Origin of the sequence: Clostridium sp. DFI.1.208, assembly GCF_024463855.1 — a bacterium.
Classification (GTDB): domain Bacteria; phylum Bacillota_I; class Bacilli_A; order Erysipelotrichales; family Erysipelotrichaceae; genus Clostridium_AQ.
Genome location: NZ_JANGCA010000022.1, coordinates 40932 through 62684 on the forward strand (window position 1 = coordinate 40932; position 21753 = coordinate 62684).

The 21753-nt window shown below is 45.6% G+C and carries 15 protein-coding genes; 7 read left to right on the top strand and 8 right to left on the bottom strand.

Annotated features, from left to right (window positions below; genetic code table 11):
- Nucleotides 1-144: 144 nt before the first annotated feature.
- Together NE665_RS12570 and NE665_RS12575 are read left to right on the top strand one after the other, a co-directional pair.
- A complete protein-coding gene (locus NE665_RS12570; protein WP_117443422.1) occupies nt 145-990 on the top strand; it encodes a DegV family protein in 846 nt (281 codons plus the stop codon).
- Nucleotide 991: 1 nt separating this feature from the next.
- A complete protein-coding gene (locus NE665_RS12575) occupies nt 992-1795 on the top strand; it encodes a helix-turn-helix transcriptional regulator (RefSeq protein ID WP_117443421.1) in 804 nt (267 codons plus the stop codon).
- 546 nt (nt 1796-2341) lie between these two features.
- Here NE665_RS12575 and NE665_RS12580 read toward each other — a convergent pair.
- Nucleotides 2342-4021: a plasmid pRiA4b ORF-3 family protein gene (locus NE665_RS12580; protein ID WP_117443420.1), complete on the bottom strand. Its 1680-nt coding sequence runs from the start codon at nt 4019-4021 to the stop codon at nt 2342-2344.
- Between the two features lie 496 nt (nt 4022-4517).
- Here NE665_RS12580 and NE665_RS12585 point away from each other — a divergent pair, with 496 nt between their 5' ends.
- On the top strand, nt 4518-4970 hold the full coding sequence (locus NE665_RS12585; protein WP_117443419.1) for a nucleoside 2-deoxyribosyltransferase: 453 nt from the start codon (nt 4518-4520) through the stop codon (nt 4968-4970).
- A gap of 217 nt (nt 4971-5187) precedes the next feature.
- On the opposite strand, the gene NE665_RS12590 is transcribed toward NE665_RS12585, so the two are convergent.
- Nucleotides 5188-6921 (bottom strand): GNAT family N-acetyltransferase, encoded by a 1734-nt coding sequence (locus tag NE665_RS12590; protein ID WP_117443454.1) that lies wholly within the window; start codon nt 6919-6921, stop codon nt 5188-5190.
- A gap of 518 nt (nt 6922-7439) precedes the next feature.
- Here NE665_RS12590 and NE665_RS12595 point away from each other — a divergent pair.
- Complete coding sequence (locus NE665_RS12595; RefSeq protein ID WP_233104660.1) at nt 7440-8897, top strand: hypothetical protein; 1458 nt, start codon at nt 7440-7442, stop codon at nt 8895-8897.
- A 110-nt stretch (nt 8898-9007) separates the two neighbouring features.
- On the opposite strand, the gene NE665_RS12600 is transcribed toward NE665_RS12595, so the two are convergent.
- The 3 genes from NE665_RS12600 to NE665_RS12610 all read right to left on the bottom strand — a co-directional run bounded on the left by NE665_RS12600 (nt 9008) and on the right by NE665_RS12610 (nt 12763).
- Nucleotides 9008-9982 (bottom strand): Rpn family recombination-promoting nuclease/putative transposase, encoded by a 975-nt coding sequence (locus NE665_RS12600; protein WP_117443418.1) that lies wholly within the window; start codon nt 9980-9982, stop codon nt 9008-9010.
- A 302-nt stretch (nt 9983-10284) separates the two neighbouring features.
- Nucleotides 10285-10650: a VOC family protein gene (locus NE665_RS12605; RefSeq protein ID WP_117443417.1), complete on the bottom strand. Its 366-nt coding sequence runs from the start codon at nt 10648-10650 to the stop codon at nt 10285-10287.
- 145 nt (nt 10651-10795) lie between these two features.
- Nucleotides 10796-12763 carry a penicillin-binding transpeptidase domain-containing protein gene (locus NE665_RS12610; protein WP_117443416.1) on the bottom strand — a complete coding sequence of 656 codons (1968 nt, stop codon included), beginning with the start codon at nt 12761-12763 and terminating at the stop codon, nt 10796-10798.
- A gap of 220 nt (nt 12764-12983) precedes the next feature.
- Here NE665_RS12610 and NE665_RS12615 point away from each other — a divergent pair, with 220 nt between their 5' ends.
- Nucleotides 12984-15185 (top strand): EAL domain-containing protein, encoded by a 2202-nt coding sequence (locus tag NE665_RS12615; protein WP_117443415.1) that lies wholly within the window; start codon nt 12984-12986, stop codon nt 15183-15185.
- Nucleotides 15186-15587: 402 nt separating this feature from the next.
- On the opposite strand, the gene NE665_RS12620 is transcribed toward NE665_RS12615, so the two are convergent.
- Genes NE665_RS12620 through NE665_RS12630 form a run of 3 tightly spaced genes read right to left on the bottom strand, consistent with a single transcriptional unit; the run spans nt 15588 to nt 17378 of the window.
- Nucleotides 15588-16379 (bottom strand): pentapeptide repeat-containing protein, encoded by a 792-nt coding sequence (locus NE665_RS12620; RefSeq protein WP_117443414.1) that lies wholly within the window; start codon nt 16377-16379, stop codon nt 15588-15590.
- Complete coding sequence (locus tag NE665_RS12625) at nt 16376-17056, bottom strand: hypothetical protein (protein WP_117443413.1); 681 nt, start codon at nt 17054-17056, stop codon at nt 16376-16378. Before NE665_RS12625 ends, NE665_RS12620 begins: the two co-directional genes overlap by 4 nt.
- Complete coding sequence (locus NE665_RS12630) at nt 17046-17378, bottom strand: PadR family transcriptional regulator (RefSeq protein ID WP_117443412.1); 333 nt, start codon at nt 17376-17378, stop codon at nt 17046-17048. Before NE665_RS12630 ends, NE665_RS12625 begins: the two co-directional genes overlap by 11 nt.
- Nucleotides 17379-17759: 381 nt before the next feature.
- Between NE665_RS12630 and NE665_RS12635 the strand changes: the two genes are divergently transcribed.
- Both NE665_RS12635 and NE665_RS12640 read left to right on the top strand, forming a co-directional pair.
- A complete protein-coding gene (locus NE665_RS12635; RefSeq protein ID WP_002605795.1) occupies nt 17760-18464 on the top strand; it encodes an ABC transporter ATP-binding protein in 705 nt (234 codons plus the stop codon).
- Between the two features lies 1 nt (nt 18465).
- Entirely contained in the window at nt 18466-21714 is a 3249-nt protein-coding gene (locus NE665_RS12640; protein ID WP_117443411.1) for an ABC transporter permease, read from the top strand.
- The last annotated feature ends 39 nt before the right edge of the window (nt 21715-21753 follow it).

Below are 21753 nucleotides of genomic sequence, written 5' to 3' on the forward strand. Positions count from 1 at the left end.
ACGATTTTTTGAAGTATTTAGTTAAGAAGCTCATATGCTTTCTCTTTTACAGACTAAGCAAAGTTTAATTTTCATTTCCGAGTAATTTGGTGTAAAATAGGAGTGTCTTATGAATACGTAAGCATACGAAAGAGGTGTCAGGATATGAAAACAGCAATTTTGACGGATAGTGGAAGTGCCATGACAATGCAGCAGGCACAGGAGCTGGGAATCTTCCTTCTCCCGCTGCAGGTGATTGATGAAGAACGCTCCTATCAGGATGGAGTGGATATCAGCACGGAGGAAGTATATGAAGCTCTGCGTAAACAGCATACTCCGAAAACGAGTATGCCACTTGGCAGTGTTATCGAGGCTACACTTCGTACAATCAAGGAGCAGGGATATGATGAGATTGTATCGGTACCCTTATCCTCCGGGCTGTCATCGACCTTCAACACCATTCAGGTGATGGCAAGAGAAATCGGCATACCCGTAATTCATATAGAGGATTTTACGACCTGCGATTTGCAGGGGCATGAAGCACTGCTGGCAAAACGATATGCAGATGAGGGAAAAAACGGTGCTGAGATCAAAGAGCTGCTGAGCAATCTGATCAGGACGAGTGGAACACTGATTCTGCCCAATGATATTCAGCATCTGAAACGGGGCGGACGGTTGACTCCGCTGGCAGCCGCAGCCGCAAGTCTTTTGAAAATTAAGCCGGTACTTATCATTGATCCCTCCACGCAAGGAAAAATCGATGTGCTTGAAAAGGTTCGCACAGAGAAAAAGGCAGCTGCTCATGCAGTGGATACAATCAGTGAAAAGCTGGCAGGAAGGGAAGGCTACGTATATGTGATTCATTCCGACTGCCTGCAAAAGGCAGAGGATATTCGCGAAGAGCTGCAAAAACGAAACAGCCGGCTTACTATCCGAATCAATACCATCAGCGCCGTGATTGCAGCACATACCGGACTGGACTGTATCGCGATACAGTATATTGAAAAATAATATGAAGCTGAAGCAGGATATTCAGGCTTGTCTGTGGAAAACCGATACCCATACGTACCTGCTGCCACATCCTTTGCTGCGTCCCTATATTGCACATTATACAATTTGTCACAGCCACTACATGAAAACTGAGCAGCTGCATCTGGTTCCGGATATCAGCGGCTGTATCGTCATGAATATGCAGGCGGATGAAGGTCTGGATCTGAAATACTGGGGACCGACAACCAGAATGGTGACCGTTCAAAGAGAGAAGGGGGAGGATCAGGTACAGTATTTTGTGGAATTTCGCCCCTCCGGTTCTCATGCATTATTCTCCACAGCGCAATATCCATATCGTGATATACGCATCGAGCTGAAGCAGGTGAATCCCCGCTGTCATGCGTTGATTACAGAGGCCTATGGCAAAGCGGAAGGGGAAGCGGCATTTTTTCAGCAGCTCGATACCATCTTTTTATCCATGATGAGCAAGGAGGATGATGCTATGAAATCCCTCATGCAGGGACTTTCCAGCAATGAGCGTATTGCGGATGTGATGGACAGCTTCGGCTACAGCCGCCGGCATTTGCAGCGACTGGTACAGCAGCGTCTGGGCTGCAGTATGAAAACCATACAGAAAATACAGCGGATCAATCAGGCGGTTAATCTTTTGAAGCAGCAAAGTCTTTCTTTGACTGCTATTGCCCAGCAGTGCGGCTTTTATGATCAGGCGCATTTCATTCATGACTTCCGTGAAATCTGTAACGTAACGCCGCAGCAATATCAAAAGCAGCTGCAGGATTACTATAATGAGGGCTTTAAGTTTTAAACTGTCGCTTAACAGATAGGGCACCATCACGACAGCGAAAGCCATTTCCTGATGTTTTGATGCCATCAGCTTACGCAGCCAGATAGATGAGGAGCAGTCTCAGTGAGGGGTGTTTCATCACTCCATACGTTGGCGTTTTATGCACTTTGAACCATTTGCAGCAACGCAATGAGAATGGCGGAAATGGATAGGCTTGCTTTGTTCTGATGGGAAGCAGCAAAGGGCAATCGCTTCTGTGCATTGTGTATGATCGAAGAAGACATATAGCATAAAAGCAAAAAGGGGCAAATTCATCGCTGATAAAGCGATAGAATTGCTCCTTTTTATATGTTTTGATTGTTGAAAGCGTATCCGGGACTGTCTGAATGAAGGCTTGTTTTTATACTATCTGTCAGCTCGCAGAAAGAAATGCTATGCGTTCCTCTCGAAAAGTATCAGATATCTGTATGCCGTGATACAGAGCAATCCCGAATTCCTTTCTTATTGTTTTGTTCTCTATGAAATACTTCGTAAGAATTGCAGTGAGGATGTCTGCGTACAGGCCACTCAGGCATCAAAGTGCTTTTTTGCCTTACGTATCGGAAGCGGACTGTCATGCTCACTGTCCAATCCGTATTTATCCATATACTGTTCAATCATCTGGCTAAAGCCCTCCAGCTGCTGCTCATCGAGCTGATCGAGAAACTGATAAAACTCCTCCTCACTCATCCCTGCCAGCGTATTCAGCATTTCAAAGTCATGATGCAGATCCTCCTCCATAATGAGCTTCTGTGCTTCACTCATAAAGTCTTCAATCCGCAGCTTTATTGATAAATCCTCGCAAAGTCCGCTGAGCATCTGTGCCATATTATCATTATTCACGATGATTGTATTGATCCTACCAAACTCTTCCATAAATCCGCATATTAAGGATACGACGCTTTCATTCATTTCCTCAAATCCGCGATAGCTCTCATCATCCAGCGGTATTTTCAGCTGATAATCCTCATTTTCAAGAGCCAGGTACAGGGGCAGGCGAATAGCTGTTACATTATCTAATAAATCTGCGATCAGATCAACACGCAGCTCCTTGATCGTTTTTTTCTTCTTTTTCAGTTTAGCAGCCTGATCCTGTCGCAGATGCAGCGTGATACTGTCATTGATCATGCGGATTTCCGGATAACTGATATCCAGTGTGCCATCCTTTTTCCATGTTCCTGCCAGCATGTGCCCCTCATCATAATCCGGTAAATTGCGATGACCGCAGGTCTGCAGGATATCCAGAAAATCGTGAAGGTCATTCGCAATAGCATAGGCAGCCTCATCATCCGGATCCATAGGTAGATAGCCGGTCTGCATGATTTTGACAATACAGGTACCATCCTCACTTACCCAGCCATCTCCCTTTTGAAAGCCCTGATCCAGACAGATGATGCTCACACCGTTGGCATACAGATTATAGCCGGGCAGCTCTGGGGTACTCTCCACACCGCGCATATAGTCTGTCTCATTCTCGTACAGCTGCATATTATAGCCTTCCTCATACTGTGCGACTACAAGTACCTTTTTTGTATCCTGATCATCTGCTGTTATCAGACTCATACCGGGAAGCTCCATCTTATCCAGCTGGTCGATAAAGCTGGCAAGAGCTTCATTGAGAACCATTCCGGCCTCCTGACTCAATGTGAAATACATATCCTCCTGAGAAATAGAAGAAAGACTCTCCTTTACCATCTCCTCATCAAAGGGGATATGCTGCATTTCCAGCCAGTCCTTCATTTTTTCATGATCTTCATTTGTTTCATCCGCTGCAATCGCAACGATTTCCTGATAGCCGTACACATTCCCGGCATCCTCCGCAAGATTATCCTGCTTCCATTTCAGAAGCTTGATCTGGGACTGTGCTTCCTCGCTTTCCTTTTCCACCAGAATGATATGCTCCCAGTTATCCCCATAATCATAGGTATATAGAAGCTTCATCTTTTCCTTCAGATAGGTATGCAGCGGTGTATCCATATCCTTAAAAACCGTATCCCTTTCAAACCGAAAGGGTTCTCCGTCATCGCACAGAATCTTGACATGCTCTTTGGCAATTTCAAAATCATATAAATGATAATCCATCCATCCAAATACATATTGGATAGCCTCATGCAGGTTTCTGAATGTCATATCTGCCGGAATCCAGATACGGCGCCACACGGGAGGCGACGTACCCTTCAGGGTGATTTTCAGCTGATAGCCTTTCATACTATACCACCTTCCTTTGAATTCATTGTATCATGTTTTTTATGGGTTTTATGCAATTTGCGCACTTTTTTACATATGGTGATGAAAAAATATACAGGATATACATAGGAAGTCCAAAGGGAACATATTTCCTGTAAAATCAGGTCCTGCGCTCAATGAAGCTGCCGGATTTTCCACACATGTAAAAGGGAGGACCACGGCGTCAGTGCGGAAAATCCAGGCAGTAGGTCATGACCTGTATATAGTATAAAGAAAGCAGAAGAGACAAGCAACTGCGCATATTTGTCCCCCTCTATTATGAACAGGGAGCCTACTTGCCATACCGTGTTTAAAAGCGGTACAACGAACAGGGCGTAGGCAGATAGTGTAAAGCTGCAAGTGATTTTATACGCAGCTATCGTGCAGAAAGCACGCAGAAAACAGGATGGGGATTATCGTTTACGAAAAGCTGTATCTTATAGTATAATGCACTTTGGAAAGAGAAGGAGTGATACGTATGTGGAAGGTTTATGTAGCAGGATCGCTGTTTAATGAGGCAGAGGTTGCCCAGCGAAAAATGGAGGGTGTTATTTTACGAAGGGAATTTCCACAGCTGGATATTTTTAATCCGATTGACCAGCCGTTTAATGAGGATAAACAATCCCTGCCGACACCGGAAATGATTTATGAGGGAGACACACAGGCTGTTGAGGCGTGTGATATATTCATAGCGGATTTGACCAATGAGGATGCCGGTGTCATGGTGGAGCTTGGTATCGCAATCAAATCGGATACGAACATCATTATCGGTATCAACAGTGATATCCGTTTGCAGTCTGCCAATCGCTATGATGTGCCGACGATGGGGATGAATCATTATGTTCTGGGGGCAATCCTGAAGCACGGGTATTTTGTACACAGCTTTGCAGAGGCTGTGGAAAAGCTGAAAGAGCTTTTAAAGGAAGCGTAAATAAGAACAGAGGCTATATGTAAAAAAAGGGAATCTCCTTCCATTGCCGGATAAGGGCAGGATTGCGATTTCCTTTTCTTTTCGCTGTACAGCTGTTGATATTTTCTACATGCATTGCTTTATGCAGAATAACGCTTTGCAGGCTTTCTCAGATACCTGTTTCCTGCATGCACTATCTTGAGGGGGCATCGTTCTGCATGTTAGGGGATGCAGCTGGTTACAATTCCTCTCGTATAAACAGGCGATCCTGTGGAAAGGACTGTTCCTGAAGCTGCTTTACCATCATGCAGGTTTCCAGCTTACTGCGTCCCTCCACCTGTGCTTCTGTATCCAGATCGACATAAACTGTTCTTTCTTCCTGGGCAAAATGCTGTAGCATATGCTGCAGACTCTCCGCATCCGCATAGATACACTCACGGATATGAAGCTCCTCTGCCGTTTCCTCCTGTACGATATAACCCTTTGGCTGCTCATTTTCCATATAGATCCTGACCTTCTGCTTCCAGATTGCGGCATTGGGAAGAAACTGATTCTTATAGTATGCCAGATCGCGACGGCGCCACCCGTTTTTATGTTCACAGAACTGTAGATACAGGGACACAAGAGCCTGTGCATCCTCTGCCTGTTTCCATGTGCCGCAAACTGTAACGTCATTCTGCTTTTTCAGCTTCCAGCGAACACGGTGGTACTGCTCGATAAATCCAAAGCTCTTATACAAATCCCAGTTATAAGCTTGTAACAGCACAAACGGAGCGCTCCTTTGTACTGCCTTTAAAGCATGCCGCAGCAGCATGCCCATATAGCCGCAGCCCTCATACTCCGGATTGGTGGCGACTCCTACAACAAATGGTACAAGCACATCCTTTCCCTCCAGTACGATTGTCATGGGACGAAGCTGCAGCATACAGATCAGCTCCTCCTCACTTACCAGAAGAAGGCAGTCCTCTTCCCGATACAGGCGTTCAAAATAAAACTGCGTACTTTCTGTTGTTTCCTCCTGAAACTGCTGTTCCCATAAGGAGCGGATTTTCTTTGTCCAGGAAGCATCAGCCTGCTGGATACGCAATGTCTGGCGTGCACTTCCGAATTTCTGGATTTTACACACCGGCTGCATATCTGTCTTCGCCTTGCGCAGCTTAGGCAGTCCCATGTCATCCTCGCGGTTGACATATACGATGTCCTCCTCCAGTGTTTCCAGATACAGCTTTAGAATTGCGATGTACAAGCCGCGAATTTCACGATTCGCTTTTTCCACATGAATCTGAATCATATCCTTCGACAGACGGGATGCGATGTTAAATGCTTCCAGCCTGCCGTCAATATAGATACAACCACCCTCGATAGGCAGCTCATGCAAATGCTCCAGCAACAGATGAATTCCGGTATCCTCTGCGGATATGCTGTCATCTGCGTCCTTGAAGGATTGCCAGTAACGCAGGAAGGCATAGACATCCTCCCGGGTGCTTTCATCAAGCTCACAGTATACAAAGCGTCCTTCATACTGCTTTAAAAAGGCATGAAAATGATTTCTGCGCTTTTGCATCTTCTTGCCGGATAAGGTTTCCTGCTGCTTGCGGTCATATACATAGTCTCTTGCGTCATAGCAGTCCCATACTAGAAATTCCATCGGATAGGTATCCATCAGCCAGTTTTTAAATTCCTTGGTCATAGAGTGAATTTCAAAGGCAATCCCGTGCTTTTGAGAATACATACGGATTGCATCGACAGCCTCTAATCGATGGTCCCTTGTGCAGTACGGCATCAGCCATACCGGTTCACGCTGAGGCATACAGGTGTAAGCGATGGCATAATTGGGATGGGTTTCAAAATGGACTTCATACATGCTGGTCCACATCAGCATGGTCATCGTATTGGAATTGTATTCATGATAATCGGCAAGTGCGATATACGGCTGCAGCTCCTGCCAGTTTTCCAGTGTTAGTTTTTTCATAGAACCTCGCTTTTCCTGTACATTATAGGACCAGAACACCAAATTTTCAAGATGTTTGCACAAGGAATGTTTACCTGTCTGTTCTTCGTCGGTAACGCTGCATGGCATGGATTCGGAAGAATCCATCTTCTCTTATGTTGAAGCGAATTTCTCAGGATATGCATGCAGATGTGTTTTATATCTGATAAATGTGACTTCTGCGTGATAAACTGTTCAAGATTTGTTCAAGAAAGGGCGTGCTGTATCGCTATTATCCCTCTGAGATATTATGATATATATAGAATAATTCCAGGTGGAATTTCTACCTGTAAGCATTCATGGATACTGTGGTGATGCAGCCTTCATGGTTGAACAGAGAGGAGGAAGCCTTATGAGAATCTGTTTGAAAAGAATGGTAAGCGGCGTTTTGGCCATCGATAAGGAAGCGCGTTAAGCAGATGCAGTGTCATACAACGCTTTACGCTTATTACAAAAGGAATACGAGGAGACAGTGAAAAGCTGTCGGAAGGGACAAGTATATGAAAAGAAAAATGTTAGAAAAAACAGGGGCATCCTGTATGGCGCTGGCTATGGTGTTTATGCTGTACGGTGGTGTGCGCATCCATGCAGTGGAAGAACCAGTGGAAACACCGCAAACAGCGCAGGACACAGCACAGGATAAAGCGGCTCCTGCGGCATCTTTGGACACAGCAGAGTTGAAAAATGCGGAAGCCTCCTTAGAAACCGCAGCGGATGGCTCGCTTACCCTTGTTGTCAAGGCGAAGGACGGTTATTACTTTGCGGACAGTCCGCTTGCCAGTGCTGATAATTCTTATGTGTCTGTATTAAGGAAAAGTGATAGTACCGCTATGGTTTGCTATTACAAGGTCTCTGTATTCGGCAGCACACCGCCTGCTTCTTACACAATCAAAATAAGGGGAGCAGCAGCCGTCCTGACTTCTTCTAAATTGATTCTGAACAGGGATAACTTGGTAAATGCAAGCATTACGGCAGAAAAGGAAGAGGGAATAACACCACTGGATCATGTAATTCTCACGGTGGAGGCTGAGGATAAGAAAGCATTTAAAACAGAGCCGTATGCGATTGTTAATGGTGAAAAACGCAACATGCGGATGTTTGGTGATGAAAATACGATGTATACACTGAGTCTTATGAATATCCATAAAGATACGACAATCGAGCTGTATGGTACAGCGGTTTCTACTGAGGAAAAGGCAACGCTGGACAATATGAATGTTACCGGCTATGTGAATGAAAAAATCGCAAGCTACGGCACGATTACATTGGAAAATGCAGCCTTTCATAAGCTTGCCAAAGGCACGGATATCTCTTCCTGGTTCTTTCCTTTACCAAAAGGAATGCAGGTTACAACGGTTTATGATGTTGCGGAAGGCAGCAGTAGCATGCAAATAGAATTTAGTGGAACACCGTTAGAAACGTCCAATGAAGCTATGGGTATTATCATTGAGGGACAATATACGACAGGTCGTGAAATACTGAAGGTTGATACTTCAGGCAGTAAGTGGGCAATCCATAGGAGAACAGCAGCAAACCCTGTTATCGAAAAAGGAAACCAAACCTATGAAAAAGGAAGCAACAAGCCTCTTGAACTGATTTGCTCCGGAGAGCTGAGAGAGCTTTATGGTATTTTCATCAACGGGAGCGCAATCAGCGCTGACTCCTATACGCTGACATCCGGAAGTACGGTATTGACTCTGAAGCCGGAGTATCTGGAAACATTGAAAAAGGGAAGCTACACGGTTCGTTTTACCTATGATGATGGAAATTATGCAGAAACAAAGGTTACCATAGCTGATAAAGCTGATAAGAAGCTGGAAGCATCCACGCTGACTAATCAGGAAGGAGCGCCGAATACCGCGGATGCGACTTCTACAGGTCTGCTACTGATTGCGTTATTGACATCCGGTGCAGGCATGGCGGCAGTAACCGCAAAAAGAAAAAGAGCACGTCAGTAAGTCAGAGACGTATTCAAAATGAACTATGTAAAAATATGCTTTAGAGTATAGACATCATATTTAAAAAAGCTGAATTCCAAAATACGGACTCAGCTTTTTCTTATGAACATTTATTCTGGCTTTGTATTCTTCAGCCTGTCTTTTAACGCATCATACGTATCGCATTCCAGCAGATCGACAACCGCATCTTCAATCTGCTCATCCGACAACGTCTCCGCCCAAGTATCGTCAATTTCGTATTTATGGATGATCAGTGTTTGTAATACTGCCCTTTTTCCTTTTTCGAGACCTTTTTCGATCCCTTCTTCGATGCCTTCTTTAATGCCCTTCTCAAGTCCCAGCCGTTCAGCTTCTGCTGTCTGCTCTCTCAAATTGGCCTGTACTGCACGTTGTGCAAACTCCACCGATTCCGCCCAACTGAATAACGCTCCGTCCTCTTGCATTTCATTGTATTTTTCCACTGCCACATTCACCATCCTTCTCTTCATGTTTAGTATAGCATCATCCGGATTATATGCAAGTACATAGCAGAAGGTTTCAAACTCCGTCAGATTTTCCACACCTCCGACCTCCTTTACACGCTGTTTGATCATCGGTAAAAACACGATGGCACGATGCAGTGTACCGTTGGGCTCTTCCCGATTGTCCTCATCCTTTACCGTGTAGTGACGGATCATGCGTCCTGTATCCTTTGGCATTGCAAACATGAAAATAATCTGATAAAACGGCTTCAGCTTTGTGTAATCATCCCCCTGCTTCAGCTGTCTGCCGACCAGACGGTAGCCATACTGCTGAAAACGCAGCTGTTCCTCCTTCGTATACCCGGATACCTGCATTTCCAAATCATAGAGGTGACCTGCTTCATCCTCCAATACAACATCCAGAACTGCCCGTTTTCCGAAAAAGACTTCCGGCAGCAGCTCCGGATTCAGCACCTGTGTTCTTTGAACCTTCAATCCGTAAATTTCTTCGATAATCCTGCTTCTCAGCATTTTTGAGCCTGCATCCTCTCCAATCAACATGTACTTGAAAAAAACATCATTGTGAAAGGGAATCGGGAAATCCCTTTTCTTCTCTTTTTCCATATGTAGTAGCCTCCTTTTTTTCTTATACACTCTTATATACGTATGGAAAGGGCAAAACTCCTAAATTATGCATACTTTTCTTATTCTCTTTTCCTTTATTGTAAAGATTATCCATAGGATAAAAGGAAGAAATACTACCTGTCAGTGTCAACGTTCAGCAAGATTAGCTTTGGAAAAGCAATGCCTTCACCGCGTCGCTTCATCCACGGGATGCACAGAAAAACAAGTGGGAATGTATCCATAAACACATAAAAAAACATCTGCAGAAATCCGCAGATGCTTGCTGAAATTCAAACAGCTTTTTATGCCGGAACAACCTCGAGCCAGTAGTCATCCGGATCATGGATAAAATAAATGCCCATCTCTTTATTCTCAAAGCAGATACAGCCCATATCCTCATGAAGCCGGTGTGCTGCTTCAAAATCGTCTGTTGCAAATGCAATATGACTTTCATTCTCCCCCAGCTCATAGGGCTGCGGATGATCCTTCAGCCAAGTCAGCTCAATCTGAAAGCTGCCGGTGTCATCCTGCAAATAACAGAGCGTGAAGCTTCCATCCTCTGCCTCCAGCTTTCTGGCAACCTGCAGACCCAGCGCCTGCTTGTAAAAAGCGATGCTTCTGTTTAAATCCGTTACATTGATATTACAGTGTACAATGCGAAATGCCATATTTCCACCTCCGTTTACTCCTGTATTATACCGTGTCCCACCAAGGATGAACAGGAAACTGCAAAAAAATGTACCTGTAGCCTATGATTTTTTTCGGTAATATACAAAAAGGTATCCGATTTGCACCGGATACCTCGTATGCTCTCTACTTGACCTCGTTCAAGATACTTTGTACCTTTGGTATTACATAATGGCTTTCGCCGATCTCCTTGGTATCATCAATCATAATGGTTACCGCAATGTTATCATTGACCGCACTCAGCCAGCCGATTTCCTGTTCTCCGTGATTCACCTGTGCAGTGCCTGTTTTCCCGGCTGCGTTTGTAGGGTTATCCCCATATCCGGACATGGAAGCCTGCAGGTCTTCAAACACAGTTTTTGCAGTAGCTGCGCTGTATGCGTTCTTCACCATTGTTTTTGTTTTTCCATCCTCATATACCAGATATGGCTGCAGAATGCTGCCGTCATTGACATAGGCGGTATACAGGGCAGTCAGATGAAGCGGAGATATCAGCAGATCACCCTGTCCGTATCCGCTTGCTGACAGCTTCTGTGCATTTTCCAGCTCATCCCCATAGGTGGATTTCGCAACTGTGAATGGGAAATCCAGCTGCTTGCGGAATCCGATTTTATCAAGATAGCTTGTGAAGGTCTCTGTACCGATTTTATCCGCTACCTGTGCAAAGAAGATATTATCGGAATAGATATAGGCGTTTTTCAGATTGCTTGGCTCGGTATAGGATTGCGTCGTTGTTACATAATTCTTTCCCCAGCTGGAATCCTTCTGCCATTTATCTGTTTTTTCAAAGGCTGTATCCGGCGTGATCGTCTTGGAATCCAGCGCAATAGCTCCGGTAATCGCTTTAAAGGTGGAGCCTGGACAATAGGTGGAAACAAAACGGTTCAACAGCGGCTTTTGCTTATTGTTGTTCAGGGAATCCCATGTCTTGGTATCCATACCCATTGCGAAATCATTCGGATCATAGGCCGGGGTACTGACCAGGGCAAGCACCTCTCCGGTGCGAGAATTCATGATCACACCACTTCCTGCATCCTTTTTCAGCTGATTATAGGCAGAGCGCTGTGCTTCGATATCGATGGTCGTACGAATATCCTGACCGTCCTTTGCCTTCTGCTCAGCGACTGTGTCCTTCAGATTTCCGTTTTCATCCAGAATGATGATCTTACATCCGCTGACCGCCTTCAGCTTGCTTTCATAAATACTTTCCAGACCGCTCTTACCGATGATGCTGGTTGCGGTATAGCCCTCATTCTTATGCTTTTCCAAATCCTCGGCAGTGACATTTTGAACATAGCCTGTAACATGTGCTGTCATTTCACCATACGGATACACGCGTCCAATAGCTTCCTGTACAGAGGCACCGTCTATTTTTCTAAGCTCCTCAATGATATCCGCACGCTTCGCTGCCGTGACCGTTTTGATCGGTACAAACATATCAGCCTGTACCCAGGATGCAGACAGTGCTTTTTTGATACTGTCCTCACTGACATCCAGTACCCTTGCCATGGCTGAAACAGTATCTGCCTCATTTCCCAGCTTACCTGCAATCAAGCCAACCTGATATACACTTCCCTGCTGTGCCAGTGCTTTTCCTTTCCGGTCCAGAATCGACCCCCTTGTCCCCTCGGTGATGGATACATTCACCTTATCCGCATCCTGTAGCTGCGGGAATATCTGTGAGCTGTCCCATACGATGCGATATTCACCGTCTTCCTTGATGACAGTAGCCTTGTTATCAAATGCAATCGTTCCGGCTGCGCTCTTCATACGGAAATGATAGCTGATTTCGCTTCCATTATCCCCCTCGTCCGTACTGTCCTTGATTTCCATCGTGAAATCAGATGCATCAATTCCTTCATAAATATTTTTGTTTCGCGCAATAAAATCTTCTTCCTTCCATTTCTTTTTTGCATCGCTGCTGATCAGGGAATACATTTCCTTGTAGTCCTTCTTTTTCAGTAGATCGGTGTAGGAAAGCAATACAGATTCCGGTTTTGAACCGCCGCTGAACAATAGATATGCGCCAATCCCGAGAACAGCAACCGCTGCTACGATACCGGCAATCCACCAGATTTTCTTTTTATCTGTCATAAAGCACCTCCTCGTTTCTGTTTATATTTTACCATGGTAAGGTAAGCATTTCCATGCCGGGTTCACCTTTATAAAGAGCTTCCTGAAATCTTAAGAAATCGTAAGTGTCCTGCACGCTGACAGCATTCCTTCTAGTATATGGTGAATTTCTCAGTTTTTGATTTGTTTCACAACCTTTTTGTTGTACAATGAAAGAAGAGACAAAAAGGTGGTGACGTCTATGCATAGCGATTGGAATACGCACAGCAAGGCTGACATACAGCATGATCATCTCAGTGCACTGTGGAATAAGGAAACCGGGGAACAGCTTTTAACGGATTGTATCCGTACAGCAAAAGCGCAAAGTACCTCCTTTCTTGTCGTGCTTCTGGATATCAATGACCTGCATACGATCAATAAAATCTGCGGACATCAGGAGGGAGACCGCGTCCTGCAAAGGGTGGCGGAAAAAATACGCGGCAGTTTGCAGACCGGGGATTTTGCGATCCGTCTTGGCGGTGATGAATTCCTTCTTGTTTTCAAACAGCTATCCAAAAAGGAAGCACGCAATCAGCTATATCAGCTGCAGAGTGAATTGCATACGGAGAGCAAAGAGCTGCCCTATGTCATGGGCTTCTGCTTTGGAATGACCCGGGTCGATCCGGATATGGAGCTGTCTTTGAAGAAAATTATCATGCGCGCAGATGATGAGATGTATGTGTCAAAGCGCCGCTATCATATGGAGAAATCAAGACAGGCCTTTGCTCTGCACCCATATCACGAAAGTGAGGAGGTACGTCAGTTTTCCTATAATAAGGATTTGCTGCTGAGTGCGCTGATGCAGAGCAGTGATGATTATATCTATGTATGCAATATGAAGGAGGATCCTTCCTGTTTCCGGTATTCCCGTGCCATGGTTGAGGAATTTGACCTGCCCTCGGAAATCGTGCATGATGCTGCCAATGTATGGGGATCAAGAATTCATGAGGCAGATCAGAAGCTGTTTCTGGAGGGAAATCAGGAAATTGCCGATGGCCGTGTGGATTCTCACAATGTGGAATATCGGGCAAGAAATTGCAGAGGAGAATGGGTGTGGCTCAGATGCCGCGGTCATGTGGAACGGGATGAGGATGGGCAGCCGGTTTTATTCGCAGGTATAATCACCAATCTGGGTAGAAAAAATAAGATTGATTATCTAAGCGGTCAGTTTAACAAGTATGAGCTGGAGGATGCCCTGCAGATGATGGTTTCCAAGGAAGAGCATTTCTACATGATGATTCTGGATCTGGATGAGTTTTCCAGCGTCAATAAGCTGTATAATCATCAGTTTGGCGATGCGGTGCTTGCAAAAACAGCACAGCTCATTCAGTCGATTCTTCCCGAGCAGGCAAGGCTGTATCGCAATGATGGGGATGAGTTTATCATATTGTTTCGGGACTGTGTGGATTCCAGGGATATTTCCGAATGCTATCAGCGGTTGCAAAAGGAGCTGGATCATCAGCGCGTTTTGAATGGAAAGAAATACCACTGTACAGTGTCAGCAGGCTGTGCTGACTTTCCCAAAGATGCCACCGATATGATGGCACTGACGAAAAACGCAGGCTATGCCCTGGATGCCAGCAAGCGCAATGGCAAAAACAGACTGACGTTTTATGAGAAAAAAATGTCGGAGACAAAGCTGCAGGAGCTGGATATGCTGGAACAGCTGCGCTATTGCATGGAGCATGAATTTGAAGGCTTTCAGCTGCAGTATCAGCCTCAGGTCGAGGCAGAGAGCGGACGTATCATCGGAGCAGAGGCACTCGCCAGATGGCACAGCAGTCTGTATGGTGATGTATCTCCTGTGGTATTCATACCATTGCTGGAAAAAAGCGGTATGATTCTTACCATCGGTCGGTGGATTTTTGAAACAGCGGTGAAGCAATGTGCATTCTGGCTGAAGAGCTGTCCGGATTTCTGTGTCAGTGTGAATTTATCCTATCTGCAGCTGTATGAAGAGGGCTTTACGAGCTTTATGAAGGAGACCATGGAGCGCTGTCAGGTTCCCAGCCGCAATATCATTGTGGAAATGACGGAGAGCTATATGGTGAAAAGCAGTGAGGAGCTGCAGGCAATCTTTCAGGAGATACGGGGAATTGGTGTCCGCATCGCCATGGATGACTTTGGAACCGGGTATTCCTCTCTCGGTGTTTTGAAAAATTCTCCTGCGGATATTGTGAAAATCGATCGAATTTTCATTAAGGATATTTTAAACAGCGAATTTGATGCGACCTTTATCCAGTTTGTTGTCAGACTGTGTCATGATGTGAATATTCAGGTTCTGCTGGAGGGTGTGGAAACAAAAGAGGAATATGAAAAGGTTAAGGCAATGGGACTGGATTATATTCAGGGCTATTATTTCGGAAAACCGATGCAAGCCGAGGCATTAAAGGCGCTCCTGTAAAAGCTGCATCTGCGAAAGCGTATTGAGGCAGCTATGTGAGAATGAGGATTTGGTACAGTAAGTAAATACGATATTATATCGTATAAGAAGATATATCAAATAAACAGTATATTCAACAAGAAGGTATATGAAATAAGAAGAGATACGAAATAAGAAGATATATTGAATAATAAGATATACGAAATTAGATGATATATTGAATAAGAAAATATATGAGATAAGATAATATAGTTGAATAAGAAGATGTATGTAATAAGATGATATATTGAGATATAGCAAGCAGATAAAAGGAAGCCATGTGCAGCATCCGGGTACAGCGTACAGGATGAGACAGACTTCCTTTTGTTTACGGCTACATTATCCCATGCTTGCCATATCGAACGAGACGGGAACGCAGCTTCTTTACGATTTTCTTTTTTTTGATACCTTGTCCCAGTGAGACGGTCTGTGCAAATGAGCGGGAAGCTTCGTTTTACTGTCACCCTGTGCAGTGTTAAGCTGCATCTGGGTCAGAAAGAAGCAGCCACGCAAATCACTGCCGGCAATGCTGCAATCCCGCAGATCACTCCCCAAAAAGCAGGAGCCCTGCAGGTCACAGCATGATAAATCCGTGGCAAGCAGTGGCTTCATGCTGAAATCTGTGTTACGCAGTCGTTTGTTGGCAAGCCGCTTTCCGATGAGCTGTGCACCAAACGAGGGGAACTGTAATTGTTTTCGCTGTATCGTCTTTTTCAACAAGCGGTTTGTCTCATTGTGCAAAGCATCAATATCCGTTGAAAGAACCTTGTCCCATGGCTGTCTTCGCACAGCATCCAGTGTCTGAAGCAGTGTCTGCAGCTCTCCGTGAAAGATCGTGGTTTCCTTCATCTGCAATGCTTCCCCCAGATACCAGAGCATCTGATGCAGAGAAAACAGCGTTACATAAACGGCGAATAAATCAGAATCGCTGGGTGCTTTCTTTTGTACCGCAAGCTGTCCTGCACCAAGGCAGTCATAGCCAAGACAGCCCTTCATGCCCTTCTGTTTCAGCTCATGATGAATCCTGCATGTATAATCGCTGCATAAATTGCGGCAGGATACACCGGCAGGCTTATCCTGCGGAAAACCATCCAGTCGGGAAAAATAAAGCGCTCTGCAGCAAAGTCCTTTGCATTTGGCACAGTCAGCATACAATGCCAGATCTTCCAGAATCATGCCTGTACCTCTTTCCAGATACAATGCTCAAGCAAAAGATACAGCAGATAACAGCTGAAACAGATTATCGCCAGCAGCCAGAGTGGCATGCGCAGGAGTATGATATTTTGAAACAGCAGCATACAGCCGACACTGATACCCAAAGTAAACAGCCATAAAAGAAGCAGGCGACGCTTTACAAGCCGATCATCATGTTCAAAGCTGCTGCGGCAAATCCACTGTACCATGCAAACGGCTCCTGTACCCAGCAAAATATCCAGCAGCAGTGTCGATAAGGTAAAAGAATACGTACTCTGTATGTCCAATCGCAGCAGTGCATATAGTCCATCCTTTGAAAGAAACAGATTGATGCTTCCCAGAATCGCGATAAGAAGCAAGCCGGTATGCAATCGCTCCAACAGCCTTTCCAAAGGGGAACGCGGCGGCAGCTCCTTTATGATCGTATCACAGAACGCCTTATAATCACTGGGGAATATCTCCTCCAGAGGTGCATTGCGCTGCTGTGCATCCAGCAGCATCAGTGTCAGATCATAGCGAACCCGTTCCTGTTGTATTTCGTTGATATCGGCACCTCTCAGATAACAGACGATATCTGTCATAAGCTTTTGATAATCTTCGCATAAGGTCTCATCCAGCCGATTGTTTTCTTTACGCAGCTTCTGCATGTTATGATTCATGTGCATACCCTCCCATCACAGCGGCGACACCCTGCTGCAATTCCTTCCAATGCTTTATAAACCTTTGTATTTCCATATGACCGACATCGGTGATGGCATAATATTTTCGATTAGGTCCAAACGCCGATTTGCGAAATCCACTGCAGATACATCCGTTTTTCTCCAATCGCAGCAGCAGGGGATAGATGGTGCCCTCTGATATATCTGAAAATCCATAGCGCTTCAGCTTTTGTGATATATCATACCCATAGGTATCCTCCTGTGCAATTACGATCAGAATACAGTTATCTAAAATGCCCTTCATCATCTGACTGGGAAGCATGGCGTCACCTCCTTGCTATCTTGTTATACAAGTTACAGCTATATTGTAAAACAAGATAGCGTTTCCGTCAAGACGTATATGCAATTTGGAATTGGTGCTATCCTGCTGTAAGAAGAACCGGGAAGTAGCGACAGGATAAAGCGCGTTGTGCTGTCTCGTCCGTATATGCTCTGCTTGTGTTTATGCTATAGAAGGGCAGGCATATATGACAATGGGAGTGATCATCTGCAAGGCTTTGGTAAGGATCAGGATTTGCTGTTTCGCATACATGTGAAAATTTCCTGAATTTGAAGGCTTTGTATCCGGTTTTATGGAAAATGGCTGTCTTCTCTGATATATTTCTAGTATAATATAGAAAAGCATAGAAAGAAGGATCCGGGTATGAGCGCTTATATTGAATTTCAGAATGTGAAAAAAATATATAAAATGGGGGAAGTGGAAATCCAGGCACTTGCCGGTGTGGATTTTACCATTGATAAAGGGGAGTTTGTAGTAATTGCAGGAGCCAGCGGTGCCGGGAAAAGCACCATACTGAATATTCTTGGCGGCATGGATTCCTCAACAAGCGGCAATATCTTTGTGGATGGTACCGAGATTAGTAAATTCAATGCCAAGCAGCTGACAACGTATCGGCGCTATGATATCGGCTTTGTTTTTCAGTTCTATAATCTCGTGCAGAATCTGACCGTGAAGGAAAATGTGGAGCTGGCAACCCAGATTTGTAAGCAGCCGCTGGATATCGATGAAACAATTGAGGCTGTCGGGCTGAAGGAGCGTGCCTCCAATTTCCCTGCACAGCTGTCCGGTGGAGAACAGCAGCGTGTCGCCATTGCCCGTGCCCTTGCTAAAAATCCGAAGCTCCTGCTGTGTGATGAGCCTACAGGGGCACTGGATTACAATACCGGAAAACAGATTCTGAAGCTGTTGCAGGATACCTGCCGGCAGCGTGGCGTCAGTGTTGTCGTGATTACACACAATCTGGCATTGACTGCCATGGGGGATAAGGTAATCAAGGTGCGAAACGGAAAAATCGACAGCATCACGATCAATGAGCATCCTTTACCGGTAGAAAGGATTGAATACTGACATGAAAAAGAAAGCACTTCTGAAAGATACCCTGCGGGAAATCCGCAAATCCTTCGGTCGCTTCTTTTCCATCTTTGCCATCGTCGGCATCGGAGTCGCCTTCTTCGCCGGAGTACGGGACAGTGTGCCGGTGATGAAAAATACTGCGGATACCTATTTTGATGACTATAATTTCATGGATCTGAAGATCATGTCAACCATCGGTATGACAAAGGAGGATGTTTCCGCCATTCAAAGGGTGGATGGTGTAGCAGGTGTGTATGGCAGCTACAGCATGGATGTACTCAATACGCATAACAATCAGCAGCGTGTCTATAAGCTGTTGTCCTATCCGATGAATGCGAAAGCAGAGGATGAAAGCTATATCAATCAGATGCGGCTGATGAAGGGACGGCTTCCGCAGAAAGAGGATGAATGCGTCATTGAACACACGAACATCAAAGGAGCGGATTCCAGAATCGGGGAAATGATTACGTTTGAGAGCGGTACGGATGAAAAGCTGAATGCCTCCCTGAAGCACGCTACCTATAAAATTGTCGGAGAGGTGACAATGCCGTATTATCTGTCCTATGAAAAGGGAAGCTCTGCCATTGGCAGCGGCAGTATCGATAACTATGCAGTTATTCCGGATACCAATTTCAAATCCTCCTACTATACGGAGGTATATGTAACGATTGACGGCGCAAAGAAGCCGAATTCCTATGCGGATGCCTATTTTGATATCATCGATCCCAAGAAGACCACGATTACCGCACTGGGGGAGGAGCGTGCACAGGAACGCTTTGACGATATCAAAAAGGAAGCCCTTGCCAAGGTGGAAGCCGGTCGTAAGGAATATGAGAAGAATAAAAAGAAATATGAGACAGAAATAAAAAATGCAAAGGAACAGCTGGAAACCGCAAGTGATGAGCTGCTTGTGGGACAGGCAACCCTGAATGCAGAAAAAAGCAGTGCAGAAAGAACGATACAGGAAAAGGAAGCACAGCTGCAGCAGAGTGAGCAGCAGCTTGCTCAGCTAAAGACGCAGTACACCAGTGCAAAGGGCTATCTGGATACCCAGCAGAAAAAGCTGGATGAGAGCCTGCCACAGATACAGAAGCAGCTTGCGGAAGCCAAAGCAAAGCTGGCCTCACTGGATGAGGAAATAGCAAAGGTGGACGCTCAGCTGCAACAGCCCAATCTAACAGAGCTGGAGAAACAGCTGCTGCAGGAAAAGAAGGAAGCGCTGGAAACCTCGCGACAGGTTGCTTCTCCTTCACTGACGATGCTGGAAACACAGATTTCATCGATGCAGGAAGTAGTCACCATGGCAGCCTCCCAGCTGCAGGCACTGGAAACACAGATTGCGACTGCTCAGCAGCAGATCGAAACAGGGAAGCAGCAGCTGGCAACCGCCAAGGTAAGCGCACAGCAGGAAAGTGCGGCTGCACAAAATAAGATAACAAACGGACAAAAGGAAATTGCGCTGGGAAAGCTGGAGCTTGAGAAGCAGGAAAAGGACGGTGCTGCCAGGCTGCAGGAAGCGAAGGAAAAGCTGGATCGTTCAGAGGAAGACATCAACAGCATGAAAACACCGAAATGGTATGTACTGGACCGCCATTCGCATTATTCCTATATGGATTATGGAAGCGCTGCGGATCGTATGGGAGCGATTGCCAAGGTGTTCCCGCTGTTCTTCTTCCTTGTTGCGGCACTGGTATGTCTGACGACGATGACCCGTATGGTCGATGAGGAGCGTCAGGAAATCGGGACGCTGAAGGCACTGGGCTATTCCAAGCCGGATATCGCGATGAAATTTGTGACCTATGCGGCAATCGCCAGTATCATCGGCGGCAGCTTCGGTGCTGTGATTGGAATGATTGTCTTCCCGACGGTCATATTCAATGCCTGGGGCATTATGTACACACTGCCGGACGTACAGCTGCAGCCGGACATCGCTCTGGCAGCTCTTGCCATCGGTCTTGCCTCCATGATCACGGTAGCTGCAGCACTTGCGGCCTGTTATAAGGAGCTGGTGGAAACACCGGCCCTCCTCATGCGTCCCAAGGCTCCGAAAAACGGGAAAAAGATTTTATTGGAGCGTGTGCCGTTTATCTGGAAACGATTCAATTTTATACACAAGGTGACGGCACGGAATATCTTCCGCTACAAAAAGCGTTTCCTCATGACGGTGATTGGAATCAGCGGCTGCAGTGCATTGCTGGTTGCCGGCTTCGGTATTCAGGATTCCATTGGAGAAATCGCTACCAAGCAGTACGGGGATATCTTTCAATTCGATGTCACCATGACGTATAAGAGTGAGGCTGCGCTGAGTCAGAAGGAGAATGACTTGAAAAAGCTGCAAGAGGACTCCCGTGTGAAGTCTGCCACCTCCATGGCGGTATATCACGGCTTCTATGCGGATGAGGGAGAGGATAAGGGAATCGATCTGTATGTACCACAGGATGTCGAAAGCCTGCCTACGTATATCTCCCTGCGTCAGCGTGGTTCCGGAGATACGATTTCCCTAAACAATGACGGTGCAGTCATCACAGAGAAGATTGCCAAGGATAAGCATCTGAAGGTAGGCGATACCTTCCCAATCGATAATGGCGACGGAGTGAAGAAGGCTGTGAAGATTGCAGCCATCACGGAAAACTATGTGGGACATATCGTGTATATGACACCTACCTATTATAAGAGCGTATATCATAAGACACCGCAAAGCACCGGTATGTTTGCCATCATGAAGGACAGCAGTGAAAAGAGTGAACAGGCGCTGGGCAATGCCTTTATGAAAAAGGATACCATTGATTCTGTATCCTTCTATTCCGGAATCGCAGCCTCCTTCCAGGATACGATTGCATCGCTGTCCTTCATTGTAGTTGTCTTGATCATCTCCGCCGGACTGCTTGCATTTGTCGTACTTTACAACCTGACGAATGTGAATATATCAGAGCGTCTTCGAGAAATTGCGACCATCAAGGTACTGGGCTTTTATGACAAGGAGGTCAGTGCCTATGTATACAGAGAAAACATTTTCCTGACACTGATCGGTGCACTGGCAGGACTGGTGCTGGGCATTGGACTGCACTCCTTGATCATGTCGCTGGCAGAGCTGGATACGGTGATGTTTGGAAGAAATATCGAGAAGCTTTCCTTCCTGTATGCTGTGGCAATTACGATGGTATTCGCCATCATTGTAAATCTTGTGATGTATCGCAAGCTGAAAAAAATACCGATGGTGGAATCCTTGAAATCAGTGGAATAGAAAACAACAGTAAGTATGCTATATCTCTTTTCCACCTGT